Here is a 19939-nt window from a genome sequence, read left to right on the forward strand (position 1 = left end):
TACTAAGCATCCAGTTTCTTTACGATATATATTCCTGTCTTGCCCCTAGTCAAGTCGCTCAATAATCGTGGCATTCGCCATTCCATGTCCCTCACACATAGTTTGAAGTCCAAAACGACCGCCGGTTCGTTCAAGTTCGTGCATCATCGTAGACATCAACTTAGCTCCACTGGCTCCTAAGGGATGCCCAAGAGCAATAGCCCCACCATTTGGATTAAGTTTCTTGGGGTCAGCACCAGTATCCTTCAGCCAAGCCAATGGAACTGCCGCAAACGCCTCATTCACCTCAAATATATCTATGTCGGCTAGACCTAGACCTGCTTTAGCCAACACTTTGGCGGTGGCTGCGATAGGACCGGTAAGCATCAGGGTCGGATCAGATCCTATGACACTCCTGGCCACTATCCGAAAACGAGGCTTCAGACCCAGTTCTTCCGCTTTCTCTCTTGACATGATGAGCACAGCAGCCGCTCCGTCCGAAATCTGACTTGCATTTCCAGCAGTGATTCGACCGTTTTCCTGAAAGGGTGACTTTAGAGCAGCAAGTTTTTCTAGGCTTGTGTTCCGTCGAGGGCCCTCGTCCATTTTCATAACCACCTGGCTCCCATCCGGCAAAATTACACTCATCGGCATAATCTCACGCTCGAAACGCCCTTCCTCTTGGGACTTCAAAGCTTTCTCATGGCTCTCCAGTGAGAATTCGTCCATTTGTTGGCGACTGAGACCCCATTGTTCTGCAATTCGCTCAGCAGAAAGACCCTGATTTATGATCTCATAGCGTGAGGTCAACTCCTGGGATAACTCCGTATCCGTTACGTTTGAACCCATCGGAACCCGGGACATATTTTCCACGCCCGCAGCTACAACGATATCCATATCCCCAGCCAGAATCGCCTGGGCTGCAAAATGGATGGCCTGCTGGCTAGATCCACACTGACGATCAATTGTCAACCCTGGGACGTGTTGCGGATAATCTGCGATCAAGGCAGCCTGACGCCCGATACAAAACCCCTGTTCTCTTACTTGGGAAACGCAACCCATCAGCACATCTTCGATCAAGGCAGGATCGACTCCCCCTCGCTTAACTACCTCTCTGAGGACTTGGCCTGCCAAATCCTCAGAGCGAATACCACTTAAAGCTCCATTTCTCCGGCCTACGGGAGTTCTTACCGCCTCTATAATCACTGCTTCTCTCATCGTTTAACCCCTTTCCTAATGCATTACTTTTTGACTTTATAACTACCCCTAGAATGCAGAATCTCATTACAGAACACTGTTCCTTAATTTCTGCCTAAGAGATACTTTCAAAATCTTGCCAGTTGGATTGCGAGGGATGGCATCGATAAGTTCCAACCTCTCTGGCCACTTGTAGATTGCCACTCCGTGATCCTGCATAAACTCTTTGACTTGGGTCAAATCCAAGGTTTCTCCCGGTCTCACTACCACAAAAACACATGTACGCTCACCAAATATGTCATCAGGCTCGCCCACAGCCGCAACATCCAAAATTTTCGAGTGACTCATCAGAATGTTCTCCACTTCCTGAGCGCTGATGTTTTGTCCACCCCTAATGATGATGTCCTTTTTCCTGTCAAAGAAACTAATGCAATTCCCCTCCCGGATTCGGAACAAATCCCCAGTATAGAAAAATCCATCTTTATCAAACGACTTCGCCGTTAAATCCTGACGCTTATAATACCCCGGAAAGACATTTGGACCCTTATAAGCTAGTTCTCCCACCGCTCCTACCTCGGTAAGCTCCAATCCAGTCTCCAGATCCATAATCTTAGTCTCTATACCCTCTATAGCTGATATCCACTTTGATCCAGCTTTGCCGTATTGGGGTAAGTGATCCACCCTTTCCTCCATATTCGGAACATCTCCGGGACCAGAAACAATCCCTGTCCCCTCATTCTGTCCCCATATATTGCCAATCTCGATATTCCATCTTCGTTTAAACTCCTTCATTGCAAACAACGATAAAGGAGCAGAACCTAGAGTTATTGATCGAACGGAACTAAAGTCAAACAGATCCGCCTGTGGGTGCTTGGCAAGCAAATTGGCTATAGCAGGAACCAATAGTGTGTAGTTGACCTTTTCTTGAATCATCTGCTTAACAAATACCTGAGCATCGAAAGGATGGTGGAGGACATAGGTTCCTCCCAGCATCAGCCAAGGTACAAATGTGGTACCCAAGGATGCCATGTTCACCAAAGGTCCGGCTGTAAACTGCACATCTCCTTTTTGGATTCCTGCAGCCTGAATCGCAATCCTGCATTGAGATATCCAGTTGTTATGGCTCATCGGGCAGCCCTTCGGATCCGCTTCTGTCCCAGATGTCCAGCAGATAGTTAATATGTCATTTCCCTCTATTTTACTTGGTTCTGTTGCTCGGTCATTTTCTAGGGTCTCTTTCCCTTTCGTCCACTCCCTTAATGTGTCCAAGCTAATACAGAGCTTGAGGCTTCCTGATCCATTCTGCAGAAGCTCTCTCCCCATTTCTACGTGAAAGGTATCTCTAAATTGCTCGATGGTAATAAAAATCTTAGATTCTGTAAGTTTAGCTACATAGCCCAACTCCTTAAGACGCCACTGCATCGGTATGGGGGAAATAATAGCACCCGTCTTAGCAACCGCCAAATAAAGCATCGCCAACTCCCAGGTGTTGGGCAGTTGAACCATCAGAATATCATCTTTTTGGATGCCTAAAGCCATGAGTTTTCTTGCTACTTTCTGGACGATAACATCAAGCTCACGATAGCTTAAGCGTTCAGGGGCCGAGCCTGTAAGCTCCTCTCGATTAGGCGGATCCACCAGGGCAATATGATTCGGCATGTTAACTACATGCTCTTGAAAATAATCAAGGATTGTCTTAGTCTCCCACCATCCTTTGCGACTGTACTCTTCAATTCGCTTGTCTTCTGCCAGAATCATTCTTGATCTCCCCCCTTTTATTATTTTTAATATTCTGAGTATTTTGCTTCCATCTTCTTTGCTTATATTAAACAAATGCAAATCCTATGCCACTAGGCCCTAGGCCTCTCCCTTTGGCAGTCTCCGATAAAGTACCTCAATACCCTCCCTTCCCATTGTTTCGTCATAATTGTACTGAGTGACGGACAGTTGACAACATAATGGACAACTTTACCCTTCCTTTTACTCACAAAAAGCGTGAAGAAGAAAAGGATTTCGATTGGTATTTATATTTCAAATATTCTGAACATATAACTGAATAAATGTTGTTAGGAGTGATTGCATTATGATGGCTTATGATCTCACCTTGCGAGCGGTTCTGGAGAGGGCAGCCAAACTCTTTTCTAAGAAAGAAATCATAACCCGCGATTATTCGGGGACCTTCCGCTATTCGTACAGTGACTTCTACAAGAGAACCCAACGCCTTGCAAATGTGCTCAAGGATTTGGGCATTAACAAGGGAGACCGGGTGGCCACTCTGGCTTGGAACCACCACCGTCACCTAGAGCTGTATATGGCAGTACCAGTGAGCGGCGCGGTGCTTCACACCTTGAACTTGCGTCTTGCGCCGGAGCAACTAGTTTACATCATCAACCATGCCGAAGATAAGGTTATTTTCGTTGATAAAGATTTAGTCCCTCTACTGGAAAGCATCCAAGATCAGCTCCCAACTTTGGAGTACATCGTCGTGATGTCCGACACGAAAGAGATCCCTCCAAGCCTCTTAAAAAAACCACTTTCCTATGAAACGCTCTTAGCAGAGGCTAGTGAAAGCTTCGAGTTTCCTGATTTGAGCGAATGGGATCCAGCAGCCATGTGTTATACCACAGCCACTACTGGCAAACCGAAAGGTGTCGTTTACACTCATCGGGCCCTAGTTCTCCATAGTTTCGCTGCATCTCTCCCTGATTCCTTGAATCTCCAAGAATCCGACCGGGTAATGCCCTTTGTGCCTATGTTTCACGCGAATGCCTGGGGGCTGCCCTTTGCTTCTACTTGGCTGGGGATTACTCAGGTCTTTCCAGGAGCTCGCCCCCAAGCAGATGATCTCTGTCGGCTTATCCAAGATCATAAAGTAACTTTGGCCGCCGGTGTGCCCACCATTTGGATGGCCACTTATCCACTGTGGGAGAGCAGAAAATACGACCCTTCCAGCCTACGTGAACTTGTGAATGGTGGTTCCGCCGCGCCCGTATCCATGATCAAGAACTACCGCGAGAAATTGGGTGTCTCTATTCTCCACGCCTATGGAATGACGGAAACCACGCCGGTCGTTCTCGTATCCCGGCCTAAGAGCTCCCTGATGGACATTTCAGTGGAAGAAAAATTTCATCTATCTGCGAAACAGGGTCTCCTCGTCCCCGGACTTGAAATGAGGGTTGTCCGAGAGAATGGTGAAGAAATCCCTTGGAACGGTAAAACGATGGGAGAACTCTTGGTCCGCGGACCGTGGATAGCGAAAGAGTATTATAAAGACCCCATTCGCACCCAGGAAGCCTTTTCCTCCGGTTGGTTGCGTACTGGGGACATCGTCACCGTCGATTCAGAAGGGTATGTTTCCGTTGCCGACCGTAGCAAAGACTTAATCAAGAGCGGTGGAGAATGGATTTCATCTCTAGATCTAGAGAATACAATCATGGGGCATCCGGCGGTCTTAGAAGCGGCCGTAATTGCCATCCCTCATCCTAAGTGGGTTGAGCGGCCTTTGGCCTGCATCGTCCTGAAACAAGAATACGAAGGAAAGGTCAATGTTCAAGACATCCTTGATTTTCTCAAAGGAAAAACCCCAAAGATTTGGGTACCGGACCGAGTGGAGTTTATAGATGCCATTCCCCGAACAAGCGTCGGGAAGTTCTATAAGGCAGCCCTGAGAACGCGTTTTGCCGAAATCGCTAGTACCAAAGAAGATCCAGGCCAAACAGCCGGGTAACACTCCTTTATGGGAGTGCGCCCATGAAATGCTTATTGTAAAAACATAGGCCTAATTGAAAACTATGAGAAAAAAGAGGAGGAGGATTCCCATGATTCTAAATGCCCCGCTAACAGAAGCAGAACAAGAGCATTACCATACGCTCAATGGGGAAAACATCCGCTTTCTTCGCACCCGCTATAACCGGATCACCCGCTGGGTGGTCGCCGATATCGTTGGACGAAGCGCCCATCGTCACCCGGAGAAACCCGCCATAATTTACCGAAATACCACACTCACCTACCGTCAACTGGAGAAGGAATCCAACCAAGTGGCTAATGCCCTAATCGACTTAGGTGTGCAAAAATACGATAGGGTAGCCATACTCGCCCACAACACGATCGACCATGTCCTCACTTGGCTGGGCACTGCAAAAGCCGGAGGAGTGTACCTTGCAGTCAATTTCCTGCTCTTCGGCAAAGACATCTCTTACTGCATAAACCATTCAGAGGCTAAGGTATTCATTATTGAAGATACCCTTTACCCTTTGATTAAAGATGTACTAGATGAGATGCCTTCCGTAAAAACCCTTCTCTGGTCCCGACAAGGACTGGACCAGACCGTCCCAACGGACTTCACTAACTTTGAAACCTGGTACAAAAAGTACCCAATTGATGAGCCTGATGTAGAGCTTCACATCGAGGATCCGGTTCAAATGACCTACACATCCGGGACTGAGAGCCTGCCCAAAGGAGTGATTCTGACTAACCAGTCCCTATTAGCCGAATACACGAGCTGCATTATTGATGGAGAATTTACTCCCGGGGATGTTAACCTCAATGCATTGCCAATATTTCACTGCGCCCAGAGAGATGTATTCCTCACTCCCGCTTTAATGGTGGGAGCCACAAACATCCTCCTGTTCAAAGCCGATCCGAAGGAAATTATGGAAAACCTTGCAAAATACCGAGCAACCATGTTCTTTGCGCCGCCAACGGTTTGGATCGGTCTCATGCGCCATCCTGAATTCGACGGTTATGATTTAAGTTCTGTGGTCAAAGGGTATTATGGGGCGTCGATTATGCCCGTGGAAGTTCTAAAGGAGATCACCCGTCGCCTACCCAACTGCCAAAAATTTTATAACTTCTATGGTCAAACAGAACTCAGCCCTTACCATACGATGCTCAATCCTGAGGATATGCTGACCAAACCAGGTTCAGCAGGCAAGGCTGCTTTAAATATGGAGTCTCAATTGGAAGACGAAGAGCATCAACCGATTACGGAAGAAGGCCGCCCTGGCGAAATTTGCGGTCGTGGCCCCCACACCATGTTGCTCTATTTCAAAGATCCGGAAAAGACCGAGACCACTTTAGCGCACGATTGGTTCCACAGCGGAGATATCGGAATTCTAGATAAGGATAGCTACCTCACCATCATGGACCGAAAGAAAGACGTGATCAAAAGCGGCGGCGAAAATGTATCGAGCCGGGAAGTGGAAGAAGTGATCTATCAAGACAGCAGGGTTTCAGAGGTCGCAGTAGTAGGCCTTGTCCATGAAAAATGGGTAGAGGCCGTGACCGCCCTAGTCATTCTAAAACAAGGGGCCGTCCTCAGCTCAGAAGAGGTCATCCTCCTTTGCCGTAAAAACCTTGCGGTCTTCAAGGTCCCTAAAGGTGTCATTTTTCTAGACGAGCTGCCCAAAACTCCCAGCGGAAAGATTCTTAAGCGGGACTTACGCGACCAATATGCTGCATTTTACCGGAGAGAAATCGACGACGCCAAATCATAGAGAAAATGCGAAAACCTATAAAAGCCTCAACCTTCCCTACTCTTGTTCCGTCATAATTGTCCTGAATGACGGACAGTTGACAACATAATGGACACGCAGCCCTCCTTTTGAGCTCAAAGCACACCGAAAAAGGAGCCCTTTTGGATTGGCATTGAAATTGCACAATATTTTCTATGTCCTAGGAACGTTACGTCCCCAAAAGTAGAACGATACAAGAAAACTGGTGTTTTATCATACCCCGTGTATAGAAGAAGGAGGAACAACCTTGGATTTTGAATTATCAGAAGAACAGAAAGCCTTTCAAAGCCTAGCCTACAAATTTGCGCTCAAAGAATTTCCACCCTTCGCCCAAGAATGTGATCGCGAGGAAAAGTATCCTAGAGAAGTCTGGCAAAAAGCCTGCGAAGCAGGGCTGGTTGGAATTGCCATTCCTGAGGAATACGGTGGACCTGGCGCTGGCTGGATGGAAACAGCTTTAATCACTGAGCAGCTCTCACGAATCGATTTGGGGCTCGGCTTAGCCGCCGTCGCTGCGACCTTTGGAGCCGAAAATATCATCAATTACGGCAGCGAAGAACAAAAGAAAACTTATCTCCCCTTACTTCCCGCTGGCAAAGCTATCTTTGCCGGAGCTTATACCGAACCAAACGCTGGGAGCGATGTGGCAGGAACATCAACCCGAGCCGTTAAAGATGGATCCGATTATGTTATCAACGGCAGTAAAACGTTTATCACGAACGGAACAATATGTGACTATATGGTGGCACTATGCGTTACAAACCCTGAGGCGCCTAAGAAAACACAGCGACATAGCTTAATCATTGTTGATGCCAAGAGTCCGGGAATTACAAGGATGAAAATCCATGGAAAGATGGGAATTCGGGCCTCGGATACGGCAGAAATCACCTTTGAAGACGTGCGAGTGCCGCAAAAGAATCTTGTCGGTAAGGAAGGAAATGGCTTCTACCAGCTAATGCACTTCTTTGATCAGACACGCATCATGGTTGCCTCACAGGGACTTGGTTTAGCACAGGGAGCTTTAGATTTAGCCCTTAAATATGTCCAAGAGCGCAAAACCTTTGGCATTCCCCTGGCTGCCAACCAAGCAATCCAGTTCCAATTAGCTGAGATGGCCACTCGCATAGAATTGGCACGCAACATAATTTATAAAGCCGCTTGGAAAGCGGATAATGGCCAACTAGATCCCGCTCTCAATGCCATGGCTAAATTTTACGCCGGAGAAACAGCGGTTTGGGTGACGGATAAAGCCCTGCAAATGCATGGTGGCTACGGCTATATTGACGAATATGATATTCAACGCTTCTATCGGGATGCAAAAATTTTGGAGATTTATGAAGGAGCCAAGGAGATCGAGAAAATTACCATCGCTAAACGACTTTTTTAGTAAGCATGTATCCAAACATTACGCTTGAAAATTCCAAGAGGGTTTTTACGGAAATATTGTAACGAATGCCCATGCGGAGAACCAATAAGTACGATGATCTATCAGAAATGACCAATTCAAGAGGTTGATCCGCAAACAGTATAATTCATCAAGGATTTTGCATGTAAGGATATTTTTAAAAATGATAATTCGCTCAGATTTCATTGAAGATCTGGGCGAATTTTTTATGCCACGCTATTTGTTCCACCGCTTACTATCTGCCGCCTCAACAATCAAAGAACCTGAATAAAAAAGACGCAACCTTAATTGACGGTTACGTCATCCAAAAATTGAATATTATATAGAAACTGTTATCCTTAACATATTATTTTCTTTACCAAAATTAGATATTTTCAGGGGATATATATGCTCCTTATTTCTTGGGCGGCATGCTCCAGGCTTCCTTGCATTCTACACATTGATTTGTAAGCTTCCCAATCTCTGAGATCTCGATCTCGACTTTGTCACCTACGTTTAATGTCTTACCGTAACCTCCGGGCGTTCCCGTCAAAATAATATCTCCTGGAAGTAAGGTTGTGATATGAGATATAAAGCTGACCAAATATTCGATACCGAATATTAAGTCACGGGTATTTCCTTCTTGTTTTTGCTCACCATTTAGATAGGAAGTAATGGTTAAGTTGCGAGGATCGATGCCGCTAACTATCCAAGGTCCTAAAGGCAAGAAGGTGTCAAAAGACTTGGATCGACCCCAGAGTCCGTCAGACTTTTGAAGATCCTTTGCCGTGACATCATTGGCTATAGTATATCCCCAGATATACTGATAGACTTGCTTTTCCGGGACAAGATGAGCTTCTTTTCCTATTACTATGGCCAATTCTGCTTCGAAGTTCAGATAATCTGTCATCGGCCATTTTACAATATTCTCTCCGTTGGCAATGAGACTTGTGGATGGTTTTAGAAAAAGCAACGGCTCCACCGGCCATTTAGCTCCCGGCTCAAGGATTGTGTCCTTATAATTAAGACCGACACAGACAGCTTTCGTAGGGTTACAAGGGGCCAATAGCTTAAGCAAAGAAAGTTCATGCGTTATTCCGGACTTTTTAAAATTGGGGAATTCCTCACCTATAAGTTCTACAACCTTTTCTCCTTCGACTAACCCGAAGCGTATATTATTACCATTTTTAAAACGAACGTACCGTTCCATCGGCATACCCCCAAATGCAGAATAGGAAACTTAAAAAGGTTATTCAGAGATACCTATTCTTCATTAAATTTCAAGAATTATTATACATGAAACAATTTGCCCCAGCCCAAACTATGCTTGAGTTATTCTAATATCAGCATAGATATTATAGCTTGGATCAGCGTGTGCGATCTAACATAGCAGCTAGAGCTGTCGGCAATCCCTTGTTCGACTTCAGAGGAGGTAGGGCAAAACTTCCTTTAACTGCATAGCCGGGATTTAGGGCAATAAGCGATTCGCAATGACGCACTGCACTGGACACCCCGTCCACTACAGGAACCGGCAACTGACCTTCAAGGCCACGGGCAAGACCTGCTAAAGGAGCTCCCGCAAGTATGATAACGTCAGCACCATCCTGCTCGACTGCCTCAATAGCCAGCTCTTTTAAACGCTCAGCATGATCTTCTTGTACTGTGCCAATATTACGCAGTGTATCATTTAGAGACCGGATGCTTGCAAGACGCGTCGTCAGATGACTACGTTCGACTGTCTCCAGATACCAAGCCTTAATCCGCGAGGAAATAGCAATGATTGAGAAACGCTGTCCTAGAAGACAGGCAGAGGCAAGAGCCGCCTCGGTCATACCGACAACCGGAACATTTAATAGCTCTTTGATACCCAAAAGTCCGGGATCGCCAAAGGCATCAATAATTACGCCGTCATATTCACCCTGGCGCTCAGCAGCAACGCACGCCGCCGCATACCCACCAATAAGAGCCTCCATACGGGTTTCTATATACTCCACGCCAAAAGGCGCAGTTGCGAATAATAATTCAGTATCAGGTGAAGCTACACGTCTCGACTCTTGCGCAATCAGGTTAGTTACGCTCTCTGAAATGTTTGGATTTATTACTAGAATTCGCATTCTATTCACTCTCCTTTCTACTTCTAGAAAACTATACTGCGTAATTCCAATCAAGGCCTATTTTTGACGGGCAATATAGTTTCCATGACCCGCTTCGACCATAATTTGCCCATTATTATAGACCACTTCGCCTCGTACTAAGGTCATAATCGGCCAGCCTTTAAATTTTCGTCCGAAATAAGGTGACCAAGTAGCTTTGGATTTACTAATTTCAGCAGTATACGTTTTCTCCAGATTCATATCCACTATTGTCAGGTCAGCATCAGCACCGGGTTGTATCACACCTTTTTGAGGATACAAGCCATAAGTTTTAGCCGGGTTGTAACTGGAAACTTCCACGATTCGTTCTAAGGAAACAAGTCCTTTGTTAACACCATCCAGGAAAACAGATAACATGATCTGATTTCCTGGAATTCCATTGGGGGCTTTCCAGATATCATCCTCACCTACTTCCTTTTCCTCCCTGGTATAAGGACTATGATCTGAACCAATGGTACATATATAGCCTTCATTTAAAAGACGCCACATTTCAAGTCGGTTCTCTTCATCTCTCATGACCGGAGAAAACTTCAAATAAGGTCCTAACTTATTCATATCTTCTCTAACAAAAGTGAAGTAATGAGGACAGGATTCTGCCCAAACCTTTACCCCTCTCTGTTGAGCCTTCTTTATCTCCTTCAATCCTTCAGCAGAAGTCACATGCAAGATTAAAGCTTGAGCACCCGTTTTTTCTAGCATAAAAATGACTCTTCTGATGGCTTCTATTTCTGCCATCTCCGGACGTGAAAGATTATAGGCTAACGGATCTTTCCGTCCCTCTGCCTGCATCTTTTTTTCCATAAGCCTAATTAAATCGTCATTCTCACAATGAAGTATAGCCAAACCATTATGCTTGCTCAGTTGCTCCAAGATCGCAAACAGGGCACCATCATGAACATACGGAAATTCCTTAACCGAGAAACACATAAACATTTTGATGGATGTTGCACCTGTCTTTAGCCATAATTCTTCTATCCTATCAATGTTACCAGCTGTTCCTCCGCCGTGAATCCCATAATCAATAATGCTTCTATGTGCATAGGCTTCCATAGTAGCCTTATAGGATTCTATATCCACAATGGCCGGATCATTCATAGGATGAGAGATAGCCGTTGTTGTTCCCCCTGCCGCACAAGCTGCAGTGGCATGTTCCATATCCTCTCTATGGGTAAATCCAGGATCTTGAAAGTGATTGTGTCCATCAATAACTCCTGGCAAAATATATTTGCCGCTTGCGTCAATCACCTCAGCAGCCTTGTAGTCAGCTTGTTGCTCAGCAAGAAAGGCAATTTTACCGTTTTTAATACCTATTACGCCCTTATATCTACCAAAAGGGGTAACTATCGTTCCGTTTACCAACAATTTATCAAAATCCATCATAGCACCTCCTTAAGGCTTTAAGGTCATTAATTATCTAAGCTTAACTTACTTTTTGTTCTGAAGCACTCTTTAGCCCTGTTTCATTAGACAGTTTGATTCGCTTTTCTTGTTTAACGAACCAAGAAGAGCGACAGCGGCGGATAATAAGTCACGACCGCGATAACGCAGAGAGACGCAATGAGAAACGGCCATATTTCACTGACAATTTCTACAAAGGACGTGCCCACTACCTTGGAAGCCATAAAGATTCCTTGTGCGAAGGGCGGGGTGAGGTTGCCCACACTCAGGTTTACAAGCGTAATTGCACCAAAATGAATGGGGTCAATGCCCAGTGCCTTTGCAGGGGGCAGCAACAGCGGAACCAGAATCAGAATTGCGCAATTGACCTCCAGGAAGGTTCCCGCAAACAGAAAAATGAGGTTGACCAACAGTAAATAGATGTATGGGTTGTCAATGTTGGTGGTAACCAACTCGGTCATCGCGGCGGAAACCCCTGCAAGGGTAATGACGCGACCCGCGGCGTTTGCAAAGGCCGCCATGATGACGACAGTACCGGTGGAGAGAGCGGCAGCAATTGCAGACTGTGTCAAGACCTTGGCGTTTGTATTTGATCTGCGAAGAATAAGCCGAATGATAATGTAGGCAAGCCCATACACGACGGAGACAGCACCCGCCTCGGTGGGAGTAAAAACACCGGAATAAATGCCGCCAAAGATGATGATCGGCATAATAAGAGCGGGGAGGGTGCTCCATGTGTTGACCAGAGCAGCATGAACATATTTTGAAGGCGTCAGCTTCGGCACCTCTTGCTTTGTTTCAAAACGGCCGACCTTGAGGTAATTAATAATGCTGTATAAAACGATAAACAGCAGGCCCGCGCCAATGGTCGAAATCCAGACATCGGACGTGCTTTCGCCCGAAGCGCTGCCATACATTATGCCCGGAATACTCGGAGGAATCATGATGCCCAAAAATCCGCAGGAAGACAGCAGTGCTCCGATATAGGCCTTAGAGTAACCGTTTTTTTCCAGAGACGGTCCCATGATACGCCCGACAGCCGAGATGGTAGCCATGGCAGAACCGGTGATAACACCGAAGGCCGCGCTTGCGATGATGGTGACAAGACCTAAGGCACCACGGAATCTTCCTATGAAGAATCGTATCCATTTAATGAGTGCATCCGATATTTGTCCATGCTCCATAACGGCACCGGCAAGGATGAACATGGGAATGGCCAAAAAGGGCAGGCTGTCCAGTTGATTGTAAATCGCCTGACTCATCTGGCTTGTAGGGAAATCTTTATACGCAAAGGCACCCGCTGCGCCGATACCCATAGCAATGAAGGCAGGTACGCGCAAAAACAGGCAAAGCCCAAAAAACAGACCAAGAAAAACAGCTAGTGTAGTCACGTATTAGCCCTCCTGTTTCCGGATATGCTCGGGGATAATGAGATAGCACACGGCGTGGAACAGCATGAGTGCTGAGCAGATATAGACGGCACTCATCGGCACAGCCATTCCAACCCCCAAAAACATCGATTGTGTACCAAGCTTAAGAACCTTTTGCAGATATTGTCCGTAGACAACAACCAGATAGGCAAGATACCCAATGGTACAGATTACGGCAAACTTCTTAACAGCGTTCAGTGCCTTATTGTATAATCTCTCGTTGTCCTTTATCAGCTTCTTGAGTATGGTGTCTATGAGGTTAATGTCAATGTGCTCCCAATTGTACATGGCTGCCGAAGCACCGAGAAACACAAGCCAGACGAAGGTGAAGCGGGCCAGCTCATCGGCCCAGGCACTCGGAATGAAAAAAACAAAGCGAAAAAGTACATTAATAAAAAGTACAGCAACCAGACCGTACATGATAAAAGCAAGAAGATATTTCTCAATCGTGTAGATCGACTTATTGAGCTTCATCAGCATTTTAGCGGCGGTATATAGATTGTTTTTTTCCACAGTATCCTCCTTATGGCCGTGCATCCTTACTAATGAATCGATGGTTCAAAGCTGGGGGAGACGGCACAGGATGGGGCCTTGACCTGGCCATATCCTGTGCCAACTGTATTACTTCGCACCTATGTTTTTCTGATAAAGTGCGTACAGCTCCTTAATGAAAGTCTCGTCGTATTTTCCAGATTTAAGGGCTTCCTGCCAGATGACGTCAGCGTTTTTGTACATTTCGGCTTTCCATTTGTCGTCGGGTACGATGACATTCTTGCCTTCGGCCTTTAAACGCTCAATGAGTTCCTTTTCCTGCTTAAGAAGTTCTGCAGTATACCACTCTCTGGCTTTGAGGCCGGCTTCCTTCATAATCTTCTGGTCTTCCGCAGACATGGTGTCCCAAATCTCTTTAGAGGCAAAGATATTGACGGTGCCGAAGCCGTAGTTCAGTAAAACGACGCTTTTGAAGGAATCCATAAGTTTAAACTTGTCAAAGAGGAGGACGGCATTGTCCGCTCCATCCACGGTGCCCTGCTGCAGAGCCATCAGAACCTCAGGGGCGGGAATTGCTACGGGCAGAGCACCCATAAGCTCGTACATACGTAGCGCCAGAGGCTGGTTAGGCACACGAATACGCAAGCCCTTCAGGTCGTTGCTGCTGTTTACAGCCTTGTCCTTGATGCCCAGCGTGCGGAAGGAGTTGTCGACGCGGACGACAGAGACAAGCCCTTTTTCTGCATACTGCTCATCGGCAAATTTGCCGATGAAGCCATTCATATACTCTTTGTCGGCCTGCTCATGACTATTGATGAAGAAGGGCAGCTGTGCCCAGTCGGAATTGGGAACGAGGGAGCCCAACTCGTCAGAGCCGCCATTTACAAAATCCAACGTGCCCATCTGGACGGAGGTGAGGGCCTCGGTGCTGCTACCGATGGAACCGGTAGGGACAAACTCAAAGCCAATGCGGCCTCCAGACATCTCTGTGACATTTTCAGCAAATTTTTTCTCCAGCTGTTCAAACAGGTCCACAGCCTGGGTGCTATTTATACGATATACAACCTCAGGTTTCTTAGAATTTTCCGAAGTGCCGCTGGGAGTTTTACTAGCTCCGCCGCTGCATCCTGCAAGAGTGACAACGGCCATCGCAAGTGTCAGAACACTTGCGATCGCTCTTTTGTTGAATTTAAACATCATACTACCCTCTTTCTTTTTGTTTGTGATTGGTTGTTCTCTTTTTAAATCCTTTTGGTAATCGGAAGCAATGGTCTCCACATGCCTCTAAATGGTATCACCCCCCTAATCAATTAGATTTGGTGTTTGAGTCTAAGGGTTTCTGACAAGCTTCTTTCTCCATATATTTTCTTTTGTAAAAGGTTAAATCATTTTCTATGTGGTTTCTGAGAGTCACTTCAACCAAATCTTCATCCCCAGCTTTTAAAGCGTTTACAACTGCTTGGTGTTCTTCCAAATAATCTTCGTCCCTTTGATAGCATTGAAACTCTGAAACTCTTGAAAGTATTGCCAGGAAACCTATCTTTTCGATGAAAGACTTAAGGCGGCTATTCTCACATTTTCTGACAATCAGATTGTGGAACCATGTATTTGCTTCAATAACTTTATTAAATTGTTTTGTGGCATGATACTCTTTTGCTTTATTAACACATTCCTGAAGCTCTTCGATACTTTCCTGATCAAATTTGCTTACCGAAAGTTTGGCTGCAAAAGGCTCGACTGCCATTCTGCATTGATAGATCTCTTCCATGTCTTCGAAATCCATAGGATTAACAATTAAACCGGAAGAGGTAAGTGCCAGAAACTCATCTTGTTCAAGCATCCTCAGAGCTTCCCTCACCGGGCTTCTGCTTACTCCAAGCTCCTGAGAGATCTTATTCTCATATATCCTTTCACCGCTCTCCAACTCCCCTGTTAAAATCTTTTCCTTAATAATTTCATAGACTTGCAAATGGTACGGAACACTTTTGATGATTAAACTCATGATCTGCCCTCCAAAACTTTGTTGGCATACTGTGGAATGTAGGCTGTCGACAAGCATTTGAAGTATATATTCTACTTCTTTTTACAAAATCCTTCTTACTATCTGAATCTTTTCAAAATATTTTTAAATGTGATTCTACTGCAAAAACACCAGGGAAAAACAGGGGGACAGGGGGACAGGTGCATTGTTTCGTTTCAAACGAAACAATGCACCTGTCCACCTGTTTCACAGTTTGCCTTTTGGGCAAATCTTTCTTGTCGCTTATCTAGCTCTGCGCAATTCCAGTTAGAACTCCATACCCACCAAGGACTTTAACTGTTCCTATAAGCCCTCCCTGAATAGATTCCTGCTCTAGCTTTTTGCCGCTTCCTTGTTCAACAAAATACTTATCTAAACTATAATCGACTCTGTAAGTTGCTGCTTGCCCTAACTCATTAAAGGATTCTCTGAATTTTCCCTTAAGATATACCCCTTGCTTTGGTTTCGTTTCGCTAACCTGGTCGACTACATAATACCTGCCCTCTTGTTTAAGACTTACATAAAGATTCTTATTGTATACCTTGTCTAAGGGCAAGTTCACCTTAGACTTCGGAACATCCGTAATTGCGAAATTAACAGCAACATAGTCCCCTCTAAACAAATCGGTGGGGTCATAAGCCTTCGTTTCTAAAAGGATCTCTTGTCCAAAGAGAACCGTTGCTTGAGGTTTAATCGTCATGGCTAGGAGAATGAATAAGGGAATCGCTACAGCGATTAAGAACGTCATTTTCTTATTCATGCCGGAATCCCTCCTTTGATTGACTTCTCATACGTTCAAAGTAGAAACCAAAGGCAAGTAATAACAGACCCCCTACGATAAAAAACAGGGATTTAGGTAAAAACGCAAAGGTATCTGTATAATAGCGGAAGATTGTAGCACACACAAAAAGTAGGCTGATAAGGCTCCCCTTTCTAATCAGGAAAAACAGCAAACCCACAAATGAGATTGCAAAGAGGATACTCGCCAAGCGGGTTGACTGAACACTGACCAAAACGTCCCACAACTCAGGGATTGTTAGAATCACACCAGCTACCCCAAAGAGAATGGTTCCTTGATTTTGAAAAATATCTGGCTCAACTTCGTGTTTCACGCCATACATCACAAGTCCGATCAAGAAAAAGAGTAAGGCAATATATAAACCTTCAACCTCATATCTTATGGTTATTTGCAAGATAAAGCTTAAGGACGTTATATTTGCAAAGAATAAGAGGAGTCTTGACTTATCAAAATAGTGGTAAGCAAAGTATAAAAGAGGTATCCCTATCCAGCCTGCATAAGGAAAGCCCTGTTCAAATGAACCGAAAAGGTAAATTCCGAACAGGATGTTCGAGAATAGCATCAAATGCCTGTCCCTAAGCTGAAACGACATCGGGAGTACTCCTAAGGACCAAAGCAGAAACGCCGTGGGAAAGTCTCCGCCGAAATTATACATCTGTCCTATGAGGAAAATTCCAGCTCCATAAACTAAGGTTCCTAAGTAAATCAAACTTCGCCCCGTCTTAGGATTATTTTCGGAAAGTATATACCCCGCAAGATTTACTCCTCCGAAAAACCCAAAGATAATAATCAGCTTAATCAAATGACTCATTCCATCCCAATTACTGGCAATAAAGCTTAAGATTCCAAGACCTATTAAAATTGCTCCAATTGTCACTACTACCCGAATAAAGTTAAGCCCACCCTTTATTTCGTAAATCTCCATGATCCCGGTTTTTTGCTCTTCTGTGATAATCCCGTTGCTTACATAGTGGTTTAGTTCCTTACTGATTAGGGAGAAGTTCGCTTTTGTGATTTGCCTTTTCACGTCAATCCCCTCCTTTTTGAATAGGCTCAGTGTTGAACACTACAACAGAAACATCTGCCTCTATAACCCTTAATTCTCCGCTTATCCTGTAGTTCCTCTATTACAGTGCTAAAAACAACTGAGAAAAGAGATCTGCAACAAACCTTTTCCCGGTTTGCCACAGATCTCTTTCATCTAGCGATAGAACTATTTAATTGTTTATCCTCCCGCCATAAGGTGTATTGCCTCTACTCTATCTCCATCCTCAATGACCGTAGAAGCATAAGCCTCCTCGGGAACAATCACAGCATTAACTGAAACAACAATCCTTGGATAGGTGTAGTTCTTAAGCCTCAAAAGCTCTTCAACCGTCAGCCCTTCGTGCCATTCGCAATCCCTGTTATTTAGCTTGATCAAATTATCACCTACCGATGTTTTTCAACAACTTCTAGGAGTTCTGGTAAATCCATCCCTAATTCCCGAAGCTTTTCGACGGTTGGTACGCCGTCCATAGTCCAGCCCCGTCGTTTATAGACTGCATCAGTGAGTTTTTCATATTGGTCTTCACGGTATTCTCTCAGGACCTTAATCTTTTCTTCAGTGGTTTTGCCTGTCGTATCATAGCCCAAAATCTCCTTGAGCTGTTGATCATAACGCTCTTCTCTGGACTGATACTCTTCCACTGTAACTGGTCCCATTGCTCTGTAAGGAAGTTTGTCATGTATACGTTTACCAAAACCCATTCGTATATTAAAGATTCTCTGGAAATTGTAGACTCGCTCAGATTGACGAATCAGTTCAAATTTGTCAATAGTTTTACCCGTAACCGCGTTGAATATGTCAACATAATTCTGAACATGCTCAGGTATTTTTGCGGGTTCGTCCGTCAATTTGTTATCCGCAGGAGCGATATCGTTCCAAGGAAGTTTGCAGAGACCGTTTAAGCCAAACCAAGTTCTAAACATCGGGTAATAGTGAAGTGCCTCTGCTTTATCTTCAAAGGTTGGAATCTGATTATTAACCATATCCATGAAGATCAGCCAAGCTTCATCGTGTTGAGGCCCTTTATTGGTCAGGCCGTATCCCCCTTGTTGAGCCAAGGATTCCTTAGGCAAATACTCGGAAAACTCAAGACCTTTCTGTTCCATACCGATATCGAAGAGGAATTGAGGATCTGCACCATATTCTTTTGCAAAGATCTCCTTCATTTTACGGATTCCAAGACCCGCAATCTTACCGAAACCCTCACCCTTAGCCATTTGGTGAATAAGCTCAAAGTTTGCTTCTATATTACCGAAATTAAGTTCCAAACCTCCGGTTCGTTCCTTATTGAGAATACCGTTTTCATAGCATTCCATAACAAAGGCAGTCAGAGTAGCATAGGAAATCGTATCAATGCCATAGGTGTCACAGTAAAAGTTTAACTCTAGGATTACATCTGGATCGAAGATACCACAGTTCGAACCCAGACCTGCTGCGTTCTCATATTCAGGTCCGTCGATCGTCACCTTTTGACCTTTGTAGGGTCCTGTCTTCAGTTCAAAGTGATCAGCGGCCTTAGCGCAAGCCATACTGCAGCCATGCCAGCAGCCATCCGGGGAATTCTGGGTCACTTTTGAGATGAAAACTTCTGGGGAAATTTTAAAGGTATCCTTGTGAGCGCCAAATTTATAATTGTGAGTTGGCAAGAGATCATACTGGTCCATGATACTAATAATATTAGCGGTCCCAATTTTACGCATTTGATTTTGAGAATTATCGAGATCATGCATTTCTTTATGGAGCTTAATCCCTGTTTTGTTCAGAGTAAGCTTATCAACTGGATGGTTCAGGTCACCCTTAACTCCTGCACATTTTATGACCAGAGCCTTGATATGTTTATCTCTAAAAACAGTACCAATCCCACCTCTGCCAGCCTGTTTTAGACGAATTCCTTTTCGGCGCACATCGTAGAAGGTAAAGTTTAGAAGACCAATATTCGTATGCTCTGCAGCTGTCCCGGTAGAAATCACAGCGATATTTCGCTTGTCTTCTTCGTTATCAGCATACTTTTCGGTTAGTTGTTCGCCGAGAATGTGGGTATCCACGCCCCCTCCGGGCATTTCCTCGATAGTAATCGTCCCCTTAGTACCATCGATAAAAATTAACACATCCTTCTCAGCTTTACCCTGAAGCTCAAGAGCATCAAAACCGGCAAATTTCAGGAAGGGGCCAAAATAACCACCTGCGTTACTGTCAATTGGCATATTCGTCAGGGGAGAAAGTGTCACAACCAATGATTTTCCTGAACCAGGATATTGAGTAATTCCGCCAATTGGACCACTGGAAATAATGATTTCATTTTCTGGGTCATCCCACTTTGTCGATTCAGTCACGGCCTGCCACAAGTAATATAGACCAAAGCCCTTGCCGCCAATGAATTTGTCTTTCATTAAGGATGTAACAGGCTTTTCTTTGATTTCATGAGTACCGACATTAATATAGAGCGTTCGGTTTGTATACCCTTTGTCGACAGCTCCTAATTCATAGTTATATTCCTTGAGAAACTTGTGTTCCAATTTTTCCATC

Annotated in this window: 16 protein-coding genes; 3 read left to right on the top strand and 13 right to left on the bottom strand. The window is 44.9% G+C overall.

Going from position 1 to position 19939, the window contains the following annotated elements; all coding sequences use genetic code 11:
* Window positions 1–45 precede the first annotated feature (45 nt).
* Window positions 46–1197 carry a thiolase family protein gene (locus HGJ98_RS08380; RefSeq protein ID WP_291350611.1) on the bottom strand — a complete coding sequence of 384 codons (1152 nt, stop codon included), beginning with the start codon at window positions 1195–1197 and terminating at the stop codon, window positions 46–48.
* Window positions 1198–1263: 66 nt separating this feature from the next.
* Window positions 1264–2934 carry a class I adenylate-forming enzyme family protein gene (locus HGJ98_RS08385; RefSeq protein WP_291350612.1) on the bottom strand — a complete coding sequence of 557 codons (1671 nt, stop codon included), beginning with the start codon at window positions 2932–2934 and terminating at the stop codon, window positions 1264–1266.
* A gap of 325 nt (window positions 2935–3259) precedes the next feature.
* Here HGJ98_RS08385 and HGJ98_RS08390 point away from each other — a divergent pair, with 325 nt between their 5' ends.
* From HGJ98_RS08390 to HGJ98_RS08400, 3 genes are all read left to right on the top strand, one after another.
* Complete coding sequence (locus tag HGJ98_RS08390) at window positions 3260–4903, top strand: long-chain fatty acid--CoA ligase (protein ID WP_291350613.1); 1644 nt, start codon at window positions 3260–3262, stop codon at window positions 4901–4903.
* Between the two features lie 91 nt (window positions 4904–4994).
* Window positions 4995–6671: a fatty acyl-CoA synthetase gene (locus HGJ98_RS08395; RefSeq protein WP_291350614.1), complete on the top strand. Its 1677-nt coding sequence runs from the start codon at window positions 4995–4997 to the stop codon at window positions 6669–6671.
* A gap of 265 nt (window positions 6672–6936) precedes the next feature.
* Window positions 6937–8076, top strand: a complete 1140-nt coding sequence (locus HGJ98_RS08400; protein ID WP_291350615.1) for an acyl-CoA dehydrogenase family protein — start codon at window positions 6937–6939, stop codon at window positions 8074–8076.
* A 412-nt stretch (window positions 8077–8488) separates the two neighbouring features.
* On the opposite strand, the gene HGJ98_RS08405 is transcribed toward HGJ98_RS08400, so the two are convergent.
* The 11 genes from HGJ98_RS08405 to HGJ98_RS08455 form a co-directional block, all read right to left on the bottom strand.
* Window positions 8489–9283 carry a fumarylacetoacetate hydrolase family protein gene (locus HGJ98_RS08405; RefSeq protein ID WP_291350616.1) on the bottom strand — a complete coding sequence of 265 codons (795 nt, stop codon included), beginning with the start codon at window positions 9281–9283 and terminating at the stop codon, window positions 8489–8491.
* Window positions 9284–9440: 157 nt separating this feature from the next.
* Entirely contained in the window at window positions 9441–10187 is a 747-nt protein-coding gene (locus HGJ98_RS08410; protein ID WP_291350617.1) for an aspartate/glutamate racemase family protein, read from the bottom strand.
* A 57-nt stretch (window positions 10188–10244) separates the two neighbouring features.
* The gene (locus tag HGJ98_RS08415) at window positions 10245–11603 is read right to left on the bottom strand and encodes a dihydroorotase family protein (protein WP_291350618.1); all 1359 of its coding nucleotides are present in this window, start codon (window positions 11601–11603) and stop codon (window positions 10245–10247) included.
* Between the two features lie 113 nt (window positions 11604–11716).
* Entirely contained in the window at window positions 11717–13015 is a 1299-nt protein-coding gene (locus tag HGJ98_RS08420; protein ID WP_291350619.1) for a TRAP transporter large permease, read from the bottom strand.
* Between the two features lie 3 nt (window positions 13016–13018).
* Window positions 13019–13567, bottom strand: a complete 549-nt coding sequence (locus HGJ98_RS08425; RefSeq protein WP_291350620.1) for a TRAP transporter small permease — start codon at window positions 13565–13567, stop codon at window positions 13019–13021.
* A 108-nt stretch (window positions 13568–13675) separates the two neighbouring features.
* Complete coding sequence (locus HGJ98_RS08430; RefSeq protein ID WP_291350621.1) at window positions 13676–14824, bottom strand: TRAP transporter substrate-binding protein; 1149 nt, start codon at window positions 14822–14824, stop codon at window positions 13676–13678.
* Window positions 14825–14852: 28 nt separating this feature from the next.
* Entirely contained in the window at window positions 14853–15548 is a 696-nt protein-coding gene (locus tag HGJ98_RS08435) for a GntR family transcriptional regulator (protein WP_291350622.1), read from the bottom strand.
* Between the two features lie 265 nt (window positions 15549–15813).
* Window positions 15814–16326, bottom strand: a complete 513-nt coding sequence (locus tag HGJ98_RS08440) for a GDYXXLXY domain-containing protein (RefSeq protein WP_291350623.1) — start codon at window positions 16324–16326, stop codon at window positions 15814–15816.
* The gene (locus HGJ98_RS08445) at window positions 16319–17392 is read right to left on the bottom strand and encodes a DUF2157 domain-containing protein (protein WP_291350624.1); all 1074 of its coding nucleotides are present in this window, start codon (window positions 17390–17392) and stop codon (window positions 16319–16321) included. Before HGJ98_RS08445 ends, HGJ98_RS08440 begins: the two co-directional genes overlap by 8 nt.
* 198 nt (window positions 17393–17590) lie before the next feature.
* Complete coding sequence (thiS, locus tag HGJ98_RS08450) at window positions 17591–17788, bottom strand: sulfur carrier protein ThiS (RefSeq protein WP_291350625.1); 198 nt, start codon at window positions 17786–17788, stop codon at window positions 17591–17593.
* Window positions 17789–17796: 8 nt separating this feature from the next.
* Window positions 17797–19938, bottom strand: a complete 2142-nt coding sequence (locus HGJ98_RS08455) for an aldehyde ferredoxin oxidoreductase family protein (RefSeq protein ID WP_291350626.1) — start codon at window positions 19936–19938, stop codon at window positions 17797–17799.
* Window position 19939 lies beyond the last annotated feature (1 nt).

It is taken from the genome of Desulfosporosinus sp. (assembly GCF_014237355.1).
GTDB lineage: Bacteria > Bacillota > Desulfitobacteriia > Desulfitobacteriales > Desulfitobacteriaceae > Desulfosporosinus.

Coding starts and splice junctions, on each gene's coding strand:
- HGJ98_RS08380 (WP_291350611.1), bottom strand. CDS start 1,197: ATGAGAGAAGCAGTGATTATAGAGGCGGTAAGAACTCCCGTAGGCCGG.
- HGJ98_RS08385 (WP_291350612.1), bottom strand. CDS start 2,934: ATGATTCTGGCAGAAGACAAGCGAATTGAAGAGTACAGTCGCAAAGGA.
- HGJ98_RS08390 (WP_291350613.1), top strand. CDS start 3,260: ATGATGGCTTATGATCTCACCTTGCGAGCGGTTCTGGAGAGGGCAGCC.
- HGJ98_RS08395 (WP_291350614.1), top strand. CDS start 4,995: ATGATTCTAAATGCCCCGCTAACAGAAGCAGAACAAGAGCATTACCAT.
- HGJ98_RS08405 (WP_291350616.1), bottom strand. CDS start 9,283: ATGGAACGGTACGTTCGTTTTAAAAATGGTAATAATATACGCTTCGGG.
- HGJ98_RS08410 (WP_291350617.1), bottom strand. CDS start 10,187: ATGCGAATTCTAGTAATAAATCCAAACATTTCAGAGAGCGTAACTAAC.
- HGJ98_RS08415 (WP_291350618.1), bottom strand. CDS start 11,603: ATGGATTTTGATAAATTGTTGGTAAACGGAACGATAGTTACCCCTTTT.
- HGJ98_RS08435 (WP_291350622.1), bottom strand. CDS start 15,548: ATGAGTTTAATCATCAAAAGTGTTCCGTACCATTTGCAAGTCTATGAA.
- HGJ98_RS08440 (WP_291350623.1), bottom strand. CDS start 16,326: ATGAATAAGAAAATGACGTTCTTAATCGCTGTAGCGATTCCCTTATTC.
- HGJ98_RS08455 (WP_291350626.1), bottom strand. CDS start 19,938: ATGGAAAAATTGGAACACAAGTTTCTCAAGGAATATAACTATGAATTA.